Source organism: Bradyrhizobium sp. 40 (assembly GCF_023100925.1).
Lineage (GTDB): Bacteria > Pseudomonadota > Alphaproteobacteria > Rhizobiales > Xanthobacteraceae > Bradyrhizobium.
The window spans coordinates 3912291-3928639 of sequence record NZ_CP064688.1; the positions used below are offsets into that span (position 1 = coordinate 3912291).

The 16349-nt window shown below is 64.4% G+C and carries 20 protein-coding genes and 1 tRNA gene; 12 read left to right on the top strand and 9 right to left on the bottom strand.

The window, feature by feature from the left end; all coding sequences use genetic code 11:
• Positions 1 to 65 precede the first annotated feature (65 nt).
• The 7 genes from IVB40_RS19065 to IVB40_RS19095 all read left to right on the top strand — a co-directional run bounded on the left by IVB40_RS19065 (position 66) and on the right by IVB40_RS19095 (position 5653).
• A tRNA-Glu gene (locus IVB40_RS19065) sits at positions 66 to 140 on the top strand.
• A 103-nt stretch (positions 141 to 243) separates the two neighbouring features.
• On the top strand, positions 244 to 891 hold the full coding sequence (locus tag IVB40_RS19070; protein WP_247361153.1) for a hypothetical protein: 648 nt from the start codon (positions 244 to 246) through the stop codon (positions 889 to 891).
• 165 nt (positions 892 to 1056) lie between these two features.
• Positions 1057 to 1683 carry a pilus assembly protein PilZ gene (locus tag IVB40_RS19075; protein WP_027569917.1) on the top strand — a complete coding sequence of 209 codons (627 nt, stop codon included), beginning with the start codon at positions 1057 to 1059 and terminating at the stop codon, positions 1681 to 1683.
• A 119-nt stretch (positions 1684 to 1802) separates the two neighbouring features.
• Complete coding sequence (locus IVB40_RS19080; protein WP_247819559.1) at positions 1803 to 2060, top strand: hypothetical protein; 258 nt, start codon at positions 1803 to 1805, stop codon at positions 2058 to 2060.
• Between the two features lie 577 nt (positions 2061 to 2637).
• A complete protein-coding gene (locus IVB40_RS19085) occupies positions 2638 to 3678 on the top strand; it encodes a PrsW family glutamic-type intramembrane protease (protein WP_027569915.1) in 1041 nt (346 codons plus the stop codon).
• Between the two features lie 74 nt (positions 3679 to 3752).
• Positions 3753 to 4331, top strand: a complete 579-nt coding sequence (locus IVB40_RS19090; protein WP_247815967.1) for an HdeD family acid-resistance protein — start codon at positions 3753 to 3755, stop codon at positions 4329 to 4331.
• A gap of 236 nt (positions 4332 to 4567) precedes the next feature.
• On the top strand, positions 4568 to 5653 hold the full coding sequence (locus tag IVB40_RS19095) for a 3-deoxy-7-phosphoheptulonate synthase (RefSeq protein WP_256468197.1): 1086 nt from the start codon (positions 4568 to 4570) through the stop codon (positions 5651 to 5653).
• A 55-nt stretch (positions 5654 to 5708) separates the two neighbouring features.
• On the opposite strand, the gene IVB40_RS19100 is transcribed toward IVB40_RS19095, so the two are convergent.
• The 3 genes from IVB40_RS19100 to epmA are packed head-to-tail and all read right to left on the bottom strand — an operon-like array spanning position 5709 to position 8146.
• Positions 5709 to 5960, bottom strand: a complete 252-nt coding sequence (locus tag IVB40_RS19100; RefSeq protein ID WP_027569912.1) for a hypothetical protein — start codon at positions 5958 to 5960, stop codon at positions 5709 to 5711.
• A 30-nt stretch (positions 5961 to 5990) separates the two neighbouring features.
• A complete protein-coding gene (locus tag IVB40_RS19105; protein ID WP_247815968.1) occupies positions 5991 to 7085 on the bottom strand; it encodes a lysine-2,3-aminomutase-like protein in 1095 nt (364 codons plus the stop codon).
• Complete coding sequence (epmA, locus tag IVB40_RS19110) at positions 7082 to 8146, bottom strand: EF-P lysine aminoacylase EpmA (protein WP_247815970.1); 1065 nt, start codon at positions 8144 to 8146, stop codon at positions 7082 to 7084. Before epmA ends, IVB40_RS19105 begins: the two co-directional genes overlap by 4 nt.
• A 162-nt stretch (positions 8147 to 8308) precedes the next feature.
• Between epmA and efp the strand changes: the two genes are divergently transcribed.
• The 3 genes from efp (at position 8309) to IVB40_RS19125 (ending at position 11592) form a co-directional block, all read left to right on the top strand.
• Entirely contained in the window at positions 8309 to 8875 is a 567-nt protein-coding gene (efp, locus tag IVB40_RS19115) for an elongation factor P (RefSeq protein ID WP_027569909.1), read from the top strand.
• A 23-nt stretch (positions 8876 to 8898) separates the two neighbouring features.
• Positions 8899 to 10521: a M23 family metallopeptidase gene (locus IVB40_RS19120; RefSeq protein ID WP_247815972.1), complete on the top strand. Its 1623-nt coding sequence runs from the start codon at positions 8899 to 8901 to the stop codon at positions 10519 to 10521.
• Positions 10522 to 10605: 84 nt separating this feature from the next.
• On the top strand, positions 10606 to 11592 hold the full coding sequence (locus IVB40_RS19125) for a DUF808 domain-containing protein (protein WP_027569907.1): 987 nt from the start codon (positions 10606 to 10608) through the stop codon (positions 11590 to 11592).
• A 30-nt stretch (positions 11593 to 11622) separates the two neighbouring features.
• On the opposite strand, the gene IVB40_RS19130 is transcribed toward IVB40_RS19125, so the two are convergent.
• Positions 11623 to 12120, bottom strand: a complete 498-nt coding sequence (locus IVB40_RS19130; RefSeq protein WP_247819561.1) for a cupin domain-containing protein — start codon at positions 12118 to 12120, stop codon at positions 11623 to 11625.
• A 21-nt stretch (positions 12121 to 12141) separates the two neighbouring features.
• A complete protein-coding gene (locus tag IVB40_RS19135; RefSeq protein WP_247815973.1) occupies positions 12142 to 12621 on the bottom strand; it encodes a carboxymuconolactone decarboxylase family protein in 480 nt (159 codons plus the stop codon).
• Positions 12622 to 12675: 54 nt separating this feature from the next.
• Here IVB40_RS19135 and IVB40_RS19140 point away from each other — a divergent pair, with 54 nt between their 5' ends.
• Complete coding sequence (locus IVB40_RS19140; protein ID WP_247815974.1) at positions 12676 to 13200, top strand: MarR family transcriptional regulator; 525 nt, start codon at positions 12676 to 12678, stop codon at positions 13198 to 13200.
• Between the two features lie 27 nt (positions 13201 to 13227).
• Here IVB40_RS19140 and IVB40_RS19145 read toward each other — a convergent pair whose 3' ends face one another.
• The 3 genes from IVB40_RS19145 to IVB40_RS19155 form a co-directional block, all read right to left on the bottom strand.
• On the bottom strand, positions 13228 to 13404 hold the full coding sequence (locus IVB40_RS19145; RefSeq protein WP_247286161.1) for a hypothetical protein: 177 nt from the start codon (positions 13402 to 13404) through the stop codon (positions 13228 to 13230).
• A gap of 85 nt (positions 13405 to 13489) precedes the next feature.
• Positions 13490 to 13741 (bottom strand): hypothetical protein, encoded by a 252-nt coding sequence (locus tag IVB40_RS19150; RefSeq protein WP_247286162.1) that lies wholly within the window; start codon positions 13739 to 13741, stop codon positions 13490 to 13492.
• Positions 13742 to 13813: 72 nt separating this feature from the next.
• Entirely contained in the window at positions 13814 to 14074 is a 261-nt protein-coding gene (locus IVB40_RS19155; RefSeq protein WP_247815975.1) for a hypothetical protein, read from the bottom strand.
• Between the two features lie 133 nt (positions 14075 to 14207).
• On the opposite strand from IVB40_RS19155, the gene IVB40_RS19160 reads away from it, so the two are divergent.
• Positions 14208 to 15437 (top strand): lytic murein transglycosylase, encoded by a 1230-nt coding sequence (locus tag IVB40_RS19160; RefSeq protein ID WP_247462015.1) that lies wholly within the window; start codon positions 14208 to 14210, stop codon positions 15435 to 15437.
• Between the two features lie 6 nt (positions 15438 to 15443).
• Here IVB40_RS19160 and IVB40_RS19165 read toward each other — a convergent pair whose 3' ends face one another.
• Complete coding sequence (locus IVB40_RS19165) at positions 15444 to 16241, bottom strand: aldolase (RefSeq protein WP_247815977.1); 798 nt, start codon at positions 16239 to 16241, stop codon at positions 15444 to 15446.
• Between the last annotated feature and the right edge of the window lie 108 nt (positions 16242 to 16349).

The window sequence follows — 16349 nt, forward strand, 5'->3', positions numbered from 1 at the left end:
CAGCCGCCGGGCATGACTCGGGCGGCCAGCGGTCGTGCCGCGAAAAGCGGCGGGGCCCTGGGTTTGCTCCCTTCGTCTATCGGTTAGGACGCCACCCTTTCACGGTGGAGAGAGCGGTTCGATTCCGCTAGGGAGCGCCATCATCCGGGCGTTTTGGATGACGCGGCGATATCTGCGGCCCCCGCATGAACCTCCCTGCCCCTCGGCTCCGACCAATGTCCAGATGGAACCGGATGCAGGCCCATGGCGCAGCATAAATCTCCCTCGGACGACCAGGCCGGAATTGCCTCGCCGGCGCCGCCGCCATGGATCCACCGCTCGGCAGCCTACGCGCCGGAGCGCCGCGCTAGAATGCTCGAGCACATGGCGCGCGCCAGGTCGCTGCCTCGGGCCACGGCTGCACCGGAGCCGTCGCAGGCGGCCGGCACGACCATCGTCAGTGACGCTTTCGGCTACGCCGTCCTGTTCGGCATGGTCGCGCTCCTGTTTCAGTCGCGCGTCCCGCTCTACCTCGGCGCCTTCCTCTTCTTCACCGATGGCGAGCGCATCGAACTCGCTCTTGGAAAGATCGGCATCCGTCTCGAGCCCGGCACGATCGGGCCCGACATCATCAAGGGCTTCGTATCGCTGTTCGGATGGTTCGCGCTGCTGGCATCGCTGAAGGCGTCCGTTCCCGCGTGGCTCGCGGCATGGATGCTGCCGGATGCATCATGGTCCTTCCTCGCCGGCATCGCTCTCTTGTTCGTCATCGTCGAAGCATTCGCAACGCGCGCGATGCGGCATGCATTGCCGTGGTTCGGATTTGAGCGCGGACCCGGCAGCCAGACCTGCGCGACGATCAAGCTCGTCATGGCCATTGGCGTGCTGGCGCTGCTGGTGCTGCTCGGATGACGCAATCGTGAGATCGCGGGCCTGCTAATCGCGGCGCTATGCCGCCCATCCCGATCCGTGCGTTTACCAAAAATTTACCCCTGCTCGTGAGCGCCGGTATCATTTGCTTAGAATTTGATTGCTACCGTGGAATTACGGAAAACCTCCGCAACACGATTGGCGCCCATGTCCGTCGCAGAGTTCCTCAGACAGCGTGCCGTGCAAGTCACCGTGAGCGGCAGCTACTCTCTGCCGCGCTGGTACGATTGCGAGGGCAAGCTGCGCACCTTCGCGTGCCGCACCAGCCGCGTCTCACCGTTCCGCATGATGGTCGACGTTCCCGTGGTCGGAAAGGTCGGCGAGCGCGTGACCTCATACTTCCAAGATTTTGGCGAATTCCAGTGCACCATCAGCGCGACGCTGAAATCGGGCTTCCTGATGGAGCTCGACATGACGCGGGCCCGGCGCGCCTGGATGTCGGAAAAGCTGACCTGGCTCGAGAAGAAGCAGAAGGACGCCAGCGTCCAGGAGCTGCGGAATGACGCGCGCTTCGTTCCGCAGGTCGCGCACACCTTCCTGACGCTCGCCGACGGCAGCACCCATGCCTGCTTCATCATCGACGTCTCCACGGCCGGTGTTGCGATATCCTGCGAGTACGATCCGCCAGTGGGAACTCCGCTTGCGGTCGGCGCTTGCGTCGGGCGCGTGATCCGCAAATTCGAAAACGGGTTCGCGGTCAAATTCGCGGAAAAGCAGTCGCGGGATGACGTCGTCCGGCTGATCGTCCGCACGCCCATGCTGCAATCGGCCTGATCCTCGCGCCGCGCCGCCCTACCGCAGCCCCATTCCGGGGTCAGCTTTTGAAGGTCCGCGGCTCTTGCCGGGCATCATCTGCAGACTTGCGATCGGGGGACCGAATGGCAGTCGAGAAAATCACAGTCGAAAAGATCAGAGTCGATAAGATTACCTGGGACAGGGTCGGCCGGGTCACCGAGCCCGGACGCTACATGTACACGTTCGGCTGGCTCACCATCACCGCCGGCGATCTCGACATCTGGAAGCAATACCCGCAGGCCGCGTTCACGCTGATGGCGCAGCATTCCGAGCCGGACGCGTCCATCGGCGAGGAATTCCATCTCGGCGCCTTCGACGTCGCGCCCGACGCACCGCCGCCGTTCACCACGCATTGAGTCAAAGCGGGCTTGGGAGCGGCGGCCCTTGCAGATAGCACAGGCCGCGGCGGGAACGCGTGGCACGGGCGTTGCTTTATCATTGCCATGACTCCCATCCCCACTCACATTCCTGCCGTCGACCAGGCCTTTCTGCTGTTGCTCATCGTGCTCTGTCTCGGCACGTGCCTCATACGCGCCTTTTGGGAGCTGGAGCAGATCCGGGCACACCGGATCTCGTCACCCTCTCGTGCGACGAAGCGTGACTAGGCCGGCTTGCCAAGCCATGCCTCGCCCGGAGGGGCTATCCCGGTTCTGGACTTGCCGCGGCGACACGTTCATCGTGAATCGAAGAAACCTGCACATTGCCTTGATCTAACTTACCAATCACGATCCGACGACGGGCGCGCGACCGTTGTCAGGGATGACGAAGTGGTTCTGTCATACGATTGATTGCACTCCATATTCTACACTTCGGGGATCGTCTTGATGAACGCAGGCTGTCACGCTTGTTAAGAGACGCGACAGCAAGCGCATGACAGAAGGTCGCATCGGACGATGTGGATAAGCGGATCAAGGGAACCTATTTTCGGCGCCGATGTACCTGATTGAAGCGTTACCCACCGTCATCGGAACGGCCGCCATTGCCCCGGCGCTGCTGATGCTGTGGCTTGTCATCGCCGCCGAGGAACGCCCGGGACCGCCGGCCCAGGTCTGGACCGCGTTCCTGCTCGGCGCGGCCAGCATTTCGCTGCTGGGCCTGGCCCGAGCCCCTTTCGCCAAGATGGTCGCGGCCCCGGACAACCCCTGGGCGGCGCTGGCCATGCATTCGATCTTCGGCGTCGCGCTGCCCGAGGAAGCGGTCAAGGTGATCGCCATCGTGCTGGTCGCCTCGACCAAGCGGCGCACCTTCGCCAATCCGATGGACACCGTGGTCTATGGCGCGGCGGTCGGCTTGGGCTTCGCCGCCTACGAGAACCTCGCCTATCTCGTCCAGCACGCCGAAATGTGGCGCTCGCTGGCCGCCTTGCGCAGCGTGCTGACGGTGCCGTTCCACGGCGCGCTTGGCATCATCGCCGGCGCCTATCTGACCATCGCGCGCGCCGGCACGGCGCTGGGTGCGAACCGCCATCATCGCGACTGGGCCCGTCTCTCCAGCCGCCTGCTGATCTTCGCAGGCCCGCTCGCCCTGCATTCGGCCTTCGACTTCCCGCTGCTCACACTCCAGCGCATGCCGGATCTGGATCCGACGCTGCGGATGTGGTTGGGCGGCGCGAGCCTGCTGATCGGCTTCAGCTCGATCGCCTTCGCCATCCGACTGGTACGGCGCGTTGCGCGCCATCATGCACCCCGAACCGACGTCGCGCGGGAGCGCCTCAGCCAGCTCCGCCGGATGTGGGCGCTGCTGCTGGCCGGTGGCGGCGTCGGCTTTCTCGGGCTCGCCTTCGTGCTGACCTCGATCCATCACTGGCTCATCAACCCCGAGCGCAATCTGACGCTGGCCCTGATCCCGATCGGCCTGGTCTCGATCCTGCTCGGCCTCGCACTTCTGATCGTCACGACCGCGATCTATGTTCTCGGCCGCAACCGCATCCGCACCAGCGGCGAAGGTTTTTCGTCGGCGCACGGCGGCGGCTGAGCCGCGGGGTGGCGAGCGCGGGGCGCACGTACTAGACTAGATCGAGCACACACGTCTCGATCCGGAGCCTGCCCATGACATCGCCTGAGGATCTTTCCCGGCTGCAATCCGCCATGAGCCGGACGGTCAAGGCGCATTGGAAGGCCTTCCTGTTCGAAGGCATCCTGCTTTCCGTGCTCGGCGTAGCCGCGCTGATCCTGCCGCCGCTCGCAAGCCTTGCGATTGCGATCTTCCTGGGCTGGATGTTCTTGATCAGCGGCATCGGCGGATTGATCGCCACCTATTGGGCACGCAGCACGCCGGGCTTCTGGTGGTCGCTGATCTCAGCCGGGCTCGCCGTGCTCGCAGGCATGCTGCTGCTGGCGCGGCCGATGCAGGCCGTGCTGACGCTGACCATCGTGCTCGGCGCCTATTTCCTCGCCGAAGGCGTCGCCACCATCATGTACGCACTGGAGCATCGTCGCGAGCCGGGCGGCCGCTGGTCGTGGCTCCTGATCTCGGGCCTCGTCGACATCGCGATCTCGTTCATGGTGATCACGGGATTGCCGAGCTCGGCGGAATGGGCGATCGGCATCCTCGTCGGGATCAACCTGCTGTTCGGCGGCGCCACGCTGATCGGCATGGCGCTGGCGGCACGCAAAAGCAACAGTTGAGGCGCCCCGTGGCCGTCACGTCCATTCGGGGGGTGACAAGCCGCCGCCCCCGCGCTATATGACTGGCCATGATCACCGCCACCACCAGCTTCTATTGGTATTTTAGCTACGACAGCTCGCTGGCGGTGGGAGGATCACGCTCAATCTGACAAATTGCAGCATCTAGTCCGAACAAGCCGCCAGACCTGGCGGCTTTTTTATTGGCCGGCAGGTTCTCAAAATGACAGGAGCCCGCCGTGCTGAGCACGACCGACGATCTTCGTATCCGCGAACTGAAAGAGCTGAGCACGCCCGAAGAGGTGATGCGGGAAGTCCCACGCACGCTCACGGCGACGCGCGTGGTGATGGCGGCACGCAACGCCATCCATGCAATCCTCAATGGCCAGGACGACCGGCTTCTGGTCGTGGTCGGCCCGTGCTCGGTGCATGATGCCAGGGCCGCACTCGACTACGCCGAGCACCTCGCGAGCTTGCGCGAAGAGCTTGCCGACCAGCTCGAGATCGTGATGCGGGTCTATTTCGAGAAGCCGCGGACCACGGTCGGCTGGAAGGGCCTGATCAACGATCCTGATCTGGACGGCAGCTTCGACATCAACAAGGGCCTGCGGCTGGCGCGCAACGTGCTCTCGGCGGTGAATAATCTCGGCCTGCCCGCCGGCACCGAATTCCTCGACATGACCACGCCGCAATACATTGCGGACCTCGTGTCCTGGGCCGCGATCGGCGCGCGCACGACCGAAAGCCAGATCCATCGCGAGCTGGCCTCGGGGCTGTCCTGCCCGGTCGGGTTCAAGAACGGCACCGACGGCAATGTGCGCATCGCGGCGGACGCGGTGAAGTCGGCCTCGAATCCGCATCATTTTATGGCGGTGACTAAGCTCGGCCGCTCGGCGATCGCCTCAACCGCGGGCAACGAGGATTGTCACATCATCCTGCGCGGCGGCAGCACGCCGAATTACGATGCGGCGAGCGTCGCAGCGGCCTGCAACGATCTGGCGAAAGCGAGCGTCGCACCGCTCGTGATGGTCGATGCGAGCCACGCCAATTCGAGCAAGAAGCCGGAAAACCAGCCGCTCGTGACGGCCGACATCGCCCGGCAGATTTCCGGCGGCGAGAACCGCATCATGGGGGTGATGGTCGAAAGCAATCTGGTCGCCGGGCACCAGGACGTGGTGCCAGGCAAGCCGCTCACCTATGGCCAGAGCATCACGGACGGATGCATCGACTGGGCGACCACGGCAACCGTGCTCAAGCAGCTTGCTGACGCGGTCGAGGTCCGGCGCAACACCAAGCGCGCAGGGCTGCACGAGCGCTCCGCCTGACCGAACGATCGCGGGCGGGGTGAGGCTGTCGCACCCTGCCCGCTTTCCACGGCGCCTAGCAGCCGCGGCAGATGCTCTTGATCTTCTTGTCGAGCGCCTGATTTTCCTTGCTGAGGGGATCGTTCGGGTCGCTCAGGTTCTTCTCGTTTGGCACGTCGCCGACGCGCGGCTGCCGATGGCCCACGGGCGCAGGCGGCAAAGAACCCGCCGATTGTCCCGAGGTCGTCGATCCCTTGCTTCCCGTCTGCGCGAAGCCGGCGCTGCCGAACACCGTCAGAAGCGACAGTGCCAAAATGATGCTTCTCATTTTACCTCTCCATTTCTCAAGCCGGCATCTTCAGGTCTCGGGCGGATAGACATGAATGTCGCCGCAATAATCCACGATACGATAGCGCGTTTCCGATGCCGCATCACCCGCATCAGGTGCGGTATTTTGCATCGGCACCAAGTAATTCGGCCCCACCGGCGACTTGCCGGCGCCGCCGGGAATGTCGATGACATAGTCGGGCTGACACAGTCCGGACACCCGTCCGCGCAGCTGCCGCATCAAATCCTGCCCCTCGGCGAGCGTCGTTCGCAGATGCGCCGTGCCGGGCGCGAGATCGCCGTGATGCAGATAATATGGCTTGATCCGGCATTCGACGAAAGCTCGCATCAAATCCGACAGAGCGGTCAAATTGTCATTGACGCCGCGCAAAAGCACGGACTGGCTGACCATGGGGATTCCGGCATCGACCAGCCGCGCGCAGGCGGCACGCGCCGGCCCTGTTAGTTCGCGCGCATGGTTGGCATGCAGCGCTACCCAGGTGGTGGCGCCTTCGGCCTTGAGCGCCGCGACCATCTCGTCACTGATGCGCGCGGGATCGGCCACCGGCACGCGGGTATGAAGGCGGATGATCTTGACGTGATCGATGTCGGCAATATCCGCCATGATCTCGCTCATCCGCCGCGGCGACAACATCAGGGGATCGCCCCCGGTCAGGATCACCTCCCAGATCTCGCCGTGCGAGCGGATGTAGTCGATCGCCGCGCGATAGGCGGCGTCCGAGAGCGCGTTCTCCTTGCCGGGTCCGACCATCTCGCGGCGGAAGCAGAAGCGGCAGTAGACCGCACAGACGTGAACGAGCTTGAACAGCACGCGGTCGGGATAGCGATGCACGATCCCGGGAACCGGCGAGTGCGGATGATCGCCGATTGGATCTGCGTTCTCGCCCGGTTGCATCTCCAGCTCCGCGGCCGTCGGAACGAATTGCCGCGCGATGGGATCGTCGGGATCGGACCTGTCGATCAGATCGACCAGCGCGGGGGTGATCGCAACTGCGTAGCGCGCGGCAACACGTTCGAGCGCCGGCAGCGCTTCGGCTGATACCAGCTGCTCGGCCACAAGTTCGGCCGGCTCGCGCAATGTGCGCGCAAGATTGCTCTTCATCATGTCTCGCTTAAGGTTTCATTTGCAGGCGGCGTCCAGACCACCTGATCAATTCGCGATGCGCCGCTCGCCAGCATCACCAGCCGGTCGAAGCCGAGCGCGACGCCGCTTGCCTCCGGCATGGCCGCGACCGCGTCCAGAAAGTCCTCGTCCAGCGGATAGGCTTCGCCGTAGCGGCGTTGCTTCTCCGCCATGGATTGCGTGAAGCGCTTGCGCTGCTCCTCGGCGTCCGTCAGTTCGCCAAAGCCGTTGGCGAGCTCGACACCGCAGGCATAGACCTCAAACCGTTCGGCAACGCGAGGATCGCCCGCCTTCACGCGCGCCAGTGCCGCCTCTGGAGATGGGTATTCGAACAGAATGGTCAAACGCCCATGCCCCAGATGCGGCTCGACATGCTCCACCAGGACCTTGCTGAAGATGTCGGACCAGGTGTCATCCTCGGCGACGCGGACCTTGCCGGCAGCGGCCCGGGCGAGCGAGGCGCGGTCGCCCTCGCCGCCGGAAATGGTCGCAAGCAGGTCGATTCCCGCAAGCTGCTCGAAGGCGCCGGCCACCGTTACGAGCTCCGGCTCGGCGAAGGGATCGGCGGTCCGGCCGCGGAAGGCGAACGTGCCGATACCGGTCGCCTGGGCCGCGCGGGCGATGAGGACGACGCAATCGGCCATGATGGCGTCATAGGGGGCGTCTGCCCGGTACCATTCGAGCATGGTGAATTCGGGCAAATGCAGGTCGCCGCGCTCGCGGTCCCGGAACACCCGGGCGAACTCGAAAAGCCGGGTCTCTCCGGCCGCCAGCAGCTTCTTGCAGGCGAATTCCGGCGAAGTCCGCAAATATCGGCTCACACGGCTGCCGTCGGGTCGCATGATCTCGGTCCGGGGGGCATGCAGATGGGTTTCGTTGCCCGGAGAGATCTGGAGAACGGAGGTTTCGACCTCGATGAAGCCCTGCTCGGCGAAAAATCCCCGTAGAGCCCCGGTGATGGCCCCCCTGGCCTGAAGGAACGGCCGGCGGTCGAGATGCCGCGAGGGGGACCAGAACGGCGACATCGGCTTGTCCCCAGCCATTAGCCGACTGCTCCGCTGGCCAGCAAAATGCTGGCATCCAACGGCAAAACCAGTATGTTGCGGCCCGAAACGGGTGCCGCGGTCTGATTTGGGGCCCCAGGTCCCCCATCAATTTGACCACCTCCTGGCCCGAGCCGGGCCAAGCAAGCAGGAAATACAGCTTTGAGAGTCATCGCCAGTTCTATTCGCAAGGGCAACGTGATCGAGCAAGACGGCAAGCTATATGTCGTCGTGACCGCCGAGAACATCCATCCCGGCAAGGGCACCCCGGTCAGCCAGATCGAAATGCGCCGAATCTCGGACGGGGTAAAGATCTCCGAGCGCTACAAGACCACCGACCAGGTCGAGAAGGCCACGATCGAAGAACGCAACTTCACCTATCTCTATGAAGACGGTGACGGTTTCCACTTCATGAACCCTGAAACCTATGACCAGGTCCAGGTGTCGAAGGACGTCATCGGCGACGCTGCGGCCTATCTTCAGGAGAGCATGACCGTCAAATTGTCGACGCACGACGTCAATGTGGTGTCGATCGCGTTGCCGCAGCGCGTGACGCTCGAAGTGGTCGAGACCGAGCCCGTGACCAAGGGCCAGACCGCCTCCTCGTCCTACAAGCCCGCGATTTTGTCCAACGGCGTGCGCACCACCGTGCCGCCGCACATCGCCGTCGGCACCCGAATCGTCGTGATGACCGAAGACGGCTCCTACTCCGAGCGCGCCAAGGACTGACGGGGCCAAAGCGAGCGCAACAGGTGCCGCCGGGGGGCGAGACAGTGGTTGGGAAAAGTTTCCGCTTCGTCTCGCAACTTCTGGCGTCGCTTTCGCTCTTCATTGCCTCTCCGCTGGCCGCGGATGAGTTCCGCAGCCCCTCGCTCACGGCGCTGCGCGTTGATTGGCGCGCGGTCCTCGATCAGCTCCGCACCGAAATCAATGCCCATCCCCGGGCGGCGGACGATTTCATCTTCGCCCCCCGTCGTTCGGTGCCGCGCTATGATTCCCGCGCAATGCCGGCGCTGGTGCAGCTCAATGCGATCTCCTCGCAATTCTTCACCGGCATCACCCGGAGCTCCGTGCCCGTGCTGCTGCCGTTCGACGCTGCCGCGTATTTCGAAGCACGGCGCAATGGCGCGCCGGCGACCCTCGCGCTGTCGCGCTACCAGGCCGACTTCAATTCCGTCGACATGTTCGATGCCGGGCCCGCCGGCTACAGCGCGACCTTTTCGTTCGAGCCTGGTACCGGAGACGGCATGCCGAGCCGAGTCTTCGCAAGGCCGGTCGAGGTGCAGATTACGGGTTCGGCGCTCGTCTATGACATTGCCGATCCCTCGGGCGGCAAGGGCGAGCCGGTCAAACCGCTCGCGGCGCTCTACCCGGACCTGCGCAAGTTCATCCGGGAAGGCTATGTACGCTACGCTTTCACCCGTTTCGGCGTCACCTATGTGGTGTCGATACAATGCCTCGACAGCGTCGCAAAACCGCGGCGGCTTGCCTGCAAGGAGGCCTATCCGGTCGCCGAACGCTTCCTGAAGGCGCTGCGCGTGGCCGGCGGCCAGCGCATGCGGCCGCTGACGGACATCGCTTCCAACATTCTCGATCGTCCCGGGGCACGTTCCCCGGACTTCACCTACCGGCCGAGCGGCGACATCATCCCGAACACCGGTTATCGCAAGCAGGGCGGCCATCCCGACGTAATGGCCTACGCACAGATCCGCTTTCCTCTTGAGAAGGCGCCCGCCTTCGTACACTCGCAATCCTATGCCAAGCGCGACAAGATGGAGAGCACGACCGCCTATCCCTGGCGGGACAATTTCTGCGAGTCCCGCAGTTTCGAGGTCTGGCAATGCGGCGGCGGTTATGGCCATCAGGGCGAGGACATCCGCGCGGCTGAGTGCCCACCGCCCGGTGAAGGCCGCCAAGCCTGTGATCCCAAGCAGCGCGCCGTCGTCGCCGTGCGCGATGCGAGGGTCATACGCGCTTCCAAGGACCAGGCAGTGACGCTGCAAATCAACAGCCGGAGCGAGCACATCCGTTTCCGCTACATGCATATGAACCCGCAGGCACTGAACGCCGATGGCCTGCTCAATGGCCGCGTCGTATCGGAGGGCGAGAAGATCGGCGTGGTCTCGAATTATCTCGACCATCCCGCCGGCACCTCGATGCACCTGCATTTCGACGTGCAGGTGTTCACTCGGGACGGCTGGATCTGGGTCAGTCCCTACGTCACGCTGGTCTCCGCCTATGAGCGCCTGATCCGCGCCCGCGGCCGCGAGGTCGGCCCGGAGATCGCCGGCACGCCGCAGCCCGTGGCGCATGCGCTGCCGGAGGACGTGCTCAAGCCGGACCTGCGCGAGGGATCGGGCGGCGACGAGAACTGACGGCTTGCTCCTTCCATTGCCAGGCAGTGCAACAGAGTGTTTGTCGCACACACCGCCCGCTGGAAGGCCGAAGGAACTGGGTTGATGAGTGTCGGACTGATTGGTCTTCTCGACGATATCGCAGCGATCGCAAAGGTGGCGGCAGCCTCGCTCGACGATGTCGCGGGCCAAACGGCCAAGGCGGGAGCAAAGGCGGCTGGCGTGGTCATCGATGACGCAGCCGTCACGCCCAACTACGTGATCGGCTTTGCCTCGAAACGCGAACTGCCGATCGTAGGCAAGATTGCGGTTGGGTCGCTCCGCAACAAATTGCTGATCCTGCTGCCCATCGCTTTGTTGCTTGGTTATTTCCTTCCCGCCGCAGTCACGCCGCTGCTCATGCTGGGCGGCGCCTTTCTCTGCTACGAGGGTGCCGAGAAGGTGCTCGAGGCCGTGATGCCGCATCATGCGCACGACCACGAAGCTCAGCCCCAGCCGATTGCGTTGAATGCCAGGTCGGTCGAGGACGAGAAGGTCGCGAGCGCCATCAAGACGGATTTCATCCTGTCAGCGGAGATCATGGCAATCACGTTGGCAGCCGTCCCGGCGGGCAGCATCTGGACGCAGGCGCTCGTGCTGGCCCTCGTCGCCATTTTCATCACAGTTGGTGTCTACGGCGTGGTCGCCCTGATCGTGAAGGCGGACGATGTCGGCCTGGCCCTTGCGCGGTATAGCGGCGCCTCAGTCATTGGCGGCGCAATCCGCTTGCTTGGACGTGCGCTCGTCCGCGGCATGCCGGCCTTCCTTGCGGTGCTGAGCACCATCGGCACCGCCGCCATGATCTGGGTCGGCGGCGGCATCATCCTGCACGGCATCGAACAATACGGCCCACCAGTGATCGGTCATACGGTCCATGCCGCCGCCGAGGCCGCCGCGCATTTCCTTCCCTCCATTGCCGGCATCGTCGAATGGTCGGTCGAGGCAGCCATCTCGGGCGTCGTTGGCCTCCTTGTCGGCGCGGTTGCGATACCGGCCGTCACATACGGTCTTTCACCACTATGGAAGCGTCTTAAGCGATCGCAGCCGACCTGAACAAAAGCGGCTCCGGATTGTGAGTGCCAGCTACTCCAGCAGCGTCGTGAGTTGCGCGCCCTCGTCCGCCACGAACACCGCGATCAATTCCGCCGGCTCCGTGGTGCTCGCATTGGCCGAGACCAGATGGGTCGAGCCGGGCGGCTCGAAGAAGGACTGGCCGACGCCGAACGTTTCGACCGGGCCGCCGCCGAGCTGGGAGCGGATCTCGCCCTTGGTGATGTAGGCGGTGACGGATCCCGCGTGACGATGCGGCCGCGAGAACCCGCCGGGACCGTAGAACACGCGCACGATGGTGACGCGTTTGCCCGGTACGTTCGGCAGCGCGTAGGAGCCAATCGGTTCGACGAGCGGCGAGCTTTCGGCAGCTGTGGCGCAGAGCGGCGAGAGTGCGCCGGATATGGTGTCCATCGTTACCGGCAGCGCCTTGCCAATCGCAAGCGCGCAGGCGAGCCCTCCGACGACGGCGATCGCCATCGAGCGCGGTGGCAACGGGCGCGGTGTGGTGGGCAGACTCATCGCTGTCATCATGATCTCCCTTCGTTGCAATCAGGATGCCGCTGCATTCGCTGCGACCGGCCGGTTCGCCGGCGTCCAGCGAAACGCCGCACCAAAACGGTTCCAGACGTTGATCGAGGCGACCGCCGAGGTCAGGTATGTCAGCTCGGTCTCGGAGAATTCACGGCTCGCCTCGGCGTACACGTCTTCGCCGACGCCGTCCGGCAGGCAGGTGAGCGCCTCGGCCCACGCCAGCGCGGCACGTTCCCGCGCGGAAAAGATCGGCGCCTCGCGCCAGACCACGACCAAATTGAGCTTGTCCACTGGGACGCCGATCCGCTCCGAAAGCAGGATGTGATGCTGCAGGCAGAAGGCGCAGCCGTTGATCTGCGATGCGCGCAGCTTGACCAGTTCGAGAAGCTGCTTGTCGAGGCCGGCCTTGGCCGCGACCTGGCCGAGCGCCAGCACCAGCTCATACGCGTCGGGCGCGATCCTCTTGAAATCCTCGTATTCGCTGCGGGCGTGTGACATTGCCGTTCACCTCGTGGTATTGTAAGAGTGCTGACACATTATAAGAGCACTTACATGACGCGCAAGCCGCCTGATATCACGAGATCGCAACCGCGGCGGCGGGCAGCCACGGCCGCCCCGGCGGTGCGCGTCCCAGCCCCAGGAGAAGGCAAGCGCGGCGAGCAAGGCTATCTCGGCTATCTGCTGCGCCAGGCCCACGCCGCAGTCCGTCTGACGATGGAGCGGGCGCTGGCCAATCTCGGTGTCACCTCCCCGCAATTCGCGGTGCTGACCATGCTCAATGCCTATCCGGGACTGTCAGGCGCCGACGTTGCCCGCCTCACCTTTCTGACGCCCCAGACCGTCGGCGTCATCATCCGCAATCTCGAACGTGACGGTGCGATTGTGATGACGCCCCATCCCGTCCACGGCCGCATCCAGCAATGGACGCTGACGCCGCGCGGCGCGACGCTTTTGAAGGCGTGTCGGGAACGGGTGATTGCGTTGGAGAAGCGCCTTGCCGCCGGGCTCGACGCCAAGGCCGAAGCAAGCATTCGCCGCTGGCTCGCAGGCATCGCAGCCGATTTGCAGGAGGACTAGGCGAAGCGCGTTCGCCGCTGACCAGCCCTAGTCGCCTCCTCCGTCGCCGCAGCCGCCACCGTCCGAATCCGAAAAGTCACTGACTGCGCCGTCGCCTTGAATACCGCGCCCAAAGTTCTCCGCGAGGATCATCAGGATGACGACGAACAACCCGGCCCCGAACGGCCAGGGATTGGCGCGGATAATGTCGAACAGCTCCTGCATTCACGCATTGTGCGCAGACGGAGGCAAACCGACCGTAAAGTGACAGGCTCAAAATTGGGGATATCCGACCTGTTGCAGGCGCGCCCTACCCGCCCTTCAACACTTTCTTAACCTCGCCATCAGGCCAAGTCTCGCCCGCTGCGATCACCCGGACGCGGCTTTGATCGGCGTCATTCACCAGCTCATGCGAACTCACCCGCTCGCCGCTTCGCTCCAGGTGCAGATCGGTTTCGGGCTCCCAGCTCAGCGTGGTCGCGAGATCGCCGGGAAAGATCTGCCATTGCGATCCGTCGTCCAGTTCGACGACATGGCTCTCCGCGTGCGCGCGTATCTTCATTCCACCCCGAATTCTCGATGAACGGACTGCGACCGACGGAGGGCCCCGGCGATCGGCCGGGGCCCCACTCCATCAGTCGTTGTCGTGATGAATCACGGTCTTGCTGCGATTGCCGAATTCATCTTCCTTCTTGATCACCGTGGTGCGGTCGGCGGGCTCGCGCTCCCTAATGACGGTGGTGCGGTCGCGATCGCGGTCCCGCTCACGATATTCGTGAGACTGTCCGACGGTCACACCGGCACCGACCGGACCGACGTGAACGCCGACTTCGTCGGCCAACGCAGGCGCGGCGATGGCGGTGACTATGGCGGCGGCAAACAGATATTTCCTCATCTTCTCCTCCTCAAACGTGATGCTGGGGGAATGCGGGAGTGCGACAGTTTGTTCCGGGGAACGCGGGCCCGCGTCTGTTCCTGCAGTTCCAGGAACTGGTCACAGCCACCATGTTTCCCGCTAGAATGGGTCCATGAAACACGCTGATTCCATAGCCTCTCGCAGCCGCCGCGCTCTGCTTCGATCCACGCTCGGCGCAGCCGCACTCGTCGCAATCCCAACGCGCATCCTGGCCGCGCCTCCAGGCTTCGAGGAATGGCGTGAGGGTTTTCGCGCCCGTGCCATGGCGAAAGGCATTTCGGCCGCGACCTGGCAGCGCGCGATGGCGCGGGTCGAGCCCGACATGAGCGTGTTCAAGCAGATGCGCAACCAGCCCGAATTCCATGAGCAGGTCTGGCAATACATCAACCGTCGCGTCTCCGACTGGCGCATCATCAACGGCAAGATCGCGCTGAAGAACAACGAGGCGCTGCTCGCACGCATCGAGCGCGATTTCGGCGTCGAGCGCGGTACGCTGCTGGCGCTGTGGGGCGTCGAGTCCGCCTACGGCGATCCACTGGTGCAGCAAAACCACATGACGCCGGTGTTTCCCTCGCTTGCCGCGCTCGCCTGGAACGAGCCGCGTCGCAAGGCCTATTGGGAGACTGAGCTGATCAACGCGCTGCGCATCGTCGACAAGGGCTGGAGCACGCCGGAGCAGATGCAGGGATCCTGGGCCGGCGCGATGGGGCATTCGCAATGGATGCCGGAGGTCTGGCTCAATGTCGGCATCGACTATGACGGCGACGGCAAGGTGTCGCCGTTCGGCAAGCCCGACGACGCGCTGGGCTCGACCGCAAAATATCTCGTCAACCGCGGCAAATGGCACCGCGGCGAGCATTGGGGCTACGAGGTGCGCGCGCCCGGCGAGATGAGCGGCAGCCGGACCTATGCGGCTTGGCAGGCGGCCGGCGTCACCCGCGCCGACGGCCAGCCATTCCCGCAACCCTCCGCATCGGCGCAGATATGGACTCCGGTTGCGGGCGGGCCGACGTTTCTGCTGGGGCCGAATTTCAACGCGGTGAAGAGCTACAACCCCTCGATGAACTACGCGCTGGCGATCTGCCATCTCGGCGACCGCTGCCTCGGCGCCCCGCCTTTCATCCAGCCGTTCCCCGGCTCCGAGCGCGCGCTGACGCTCGCCGAGGTGCAGGAAATGCAGACGCGGCTGACCAAGGCCGGCTTCGACACCGGCGGCACCGATGGCCGTGTCGGGAACGACACCATGAAGGCAATCAAGGATTTTCAGCAGCGCGCGGGGATCACACCGGCCGATGGCTATGGCGGGCTGAAGGTGCTGGCGAAGCTGCGCCAGGGGTCGTAACGCGCCTCAATGTCGGTACTGCGGCTCTTCCGCATCGAGCTGGCGGCGGATCGCAGCAAGATGCAGTTGCGCAGATTCGGAATCGCCCTCGCGCATCTGCTTGTAGGTCTCGGCCGCAATCGCGGGATCGACCGGCAGCACTTTCCGGCCCGTCGACATCGCCAGCACCTGCACCTCGGCGGCGCGTTCGAGATAATAGAGATCGTCCCAGGCCTCCGCGATGGTCGGTGCCAGCACCATCACGCCGTGATGCTTCATGAAGATGATATCGGCATTCCCAACGCTGGACGCGATGCGCGCGCCTTCGCGGTTGTCGAGCGCGAGGCCGTTGTAGTCGCGGTCCACGGCCGTGCGACCGTAGAATTTCAACGCGGTCTGGCCGGCCCAGATCAGCGGATCACCCTCGGTCATCGACAGCGCCGTGGCGTAGGGCATGTGGGTGTGGAAGGCGACCTTGGCGCGCGGCAGGCGCTTGTGCATCTCGGCATGGATGTAGAACGCGGTCGCCTCGGGCACGCCCTCGCCGTCGAGCACGTTGCCGTGGAAATCGCAGATCAGCAGTTTTGACGCGGTCAGCTCGCGGAAGGCGTAGCCGTAAGGGTTGACCAGGAAGAGATCGTCATGGCCCGGCACCACGGCCGAGAAGTGGTTGCAGATGCCCTCCTCAAAGCCGTTGCGCGCAGCCATGCGGAAGCAGGCGGCAAGATCCTCGCGCGCACTGCGGATCGCGTCGGTCACGAGGTCCGGACGGTTCGAGCGGAACGTTGCTGGCATAGATGACGAAGAGTGAAGGCTGTGCGCCATGGCGGAAGGACACCTCTGTCGGCCGGAAGACGCCCGCGTTGTACAGGTCCGACGCCTGCGCGTCAGCCCCCGCGGGCGCCACCCTGCCCTTCGCAGCCCGCGCGGCGG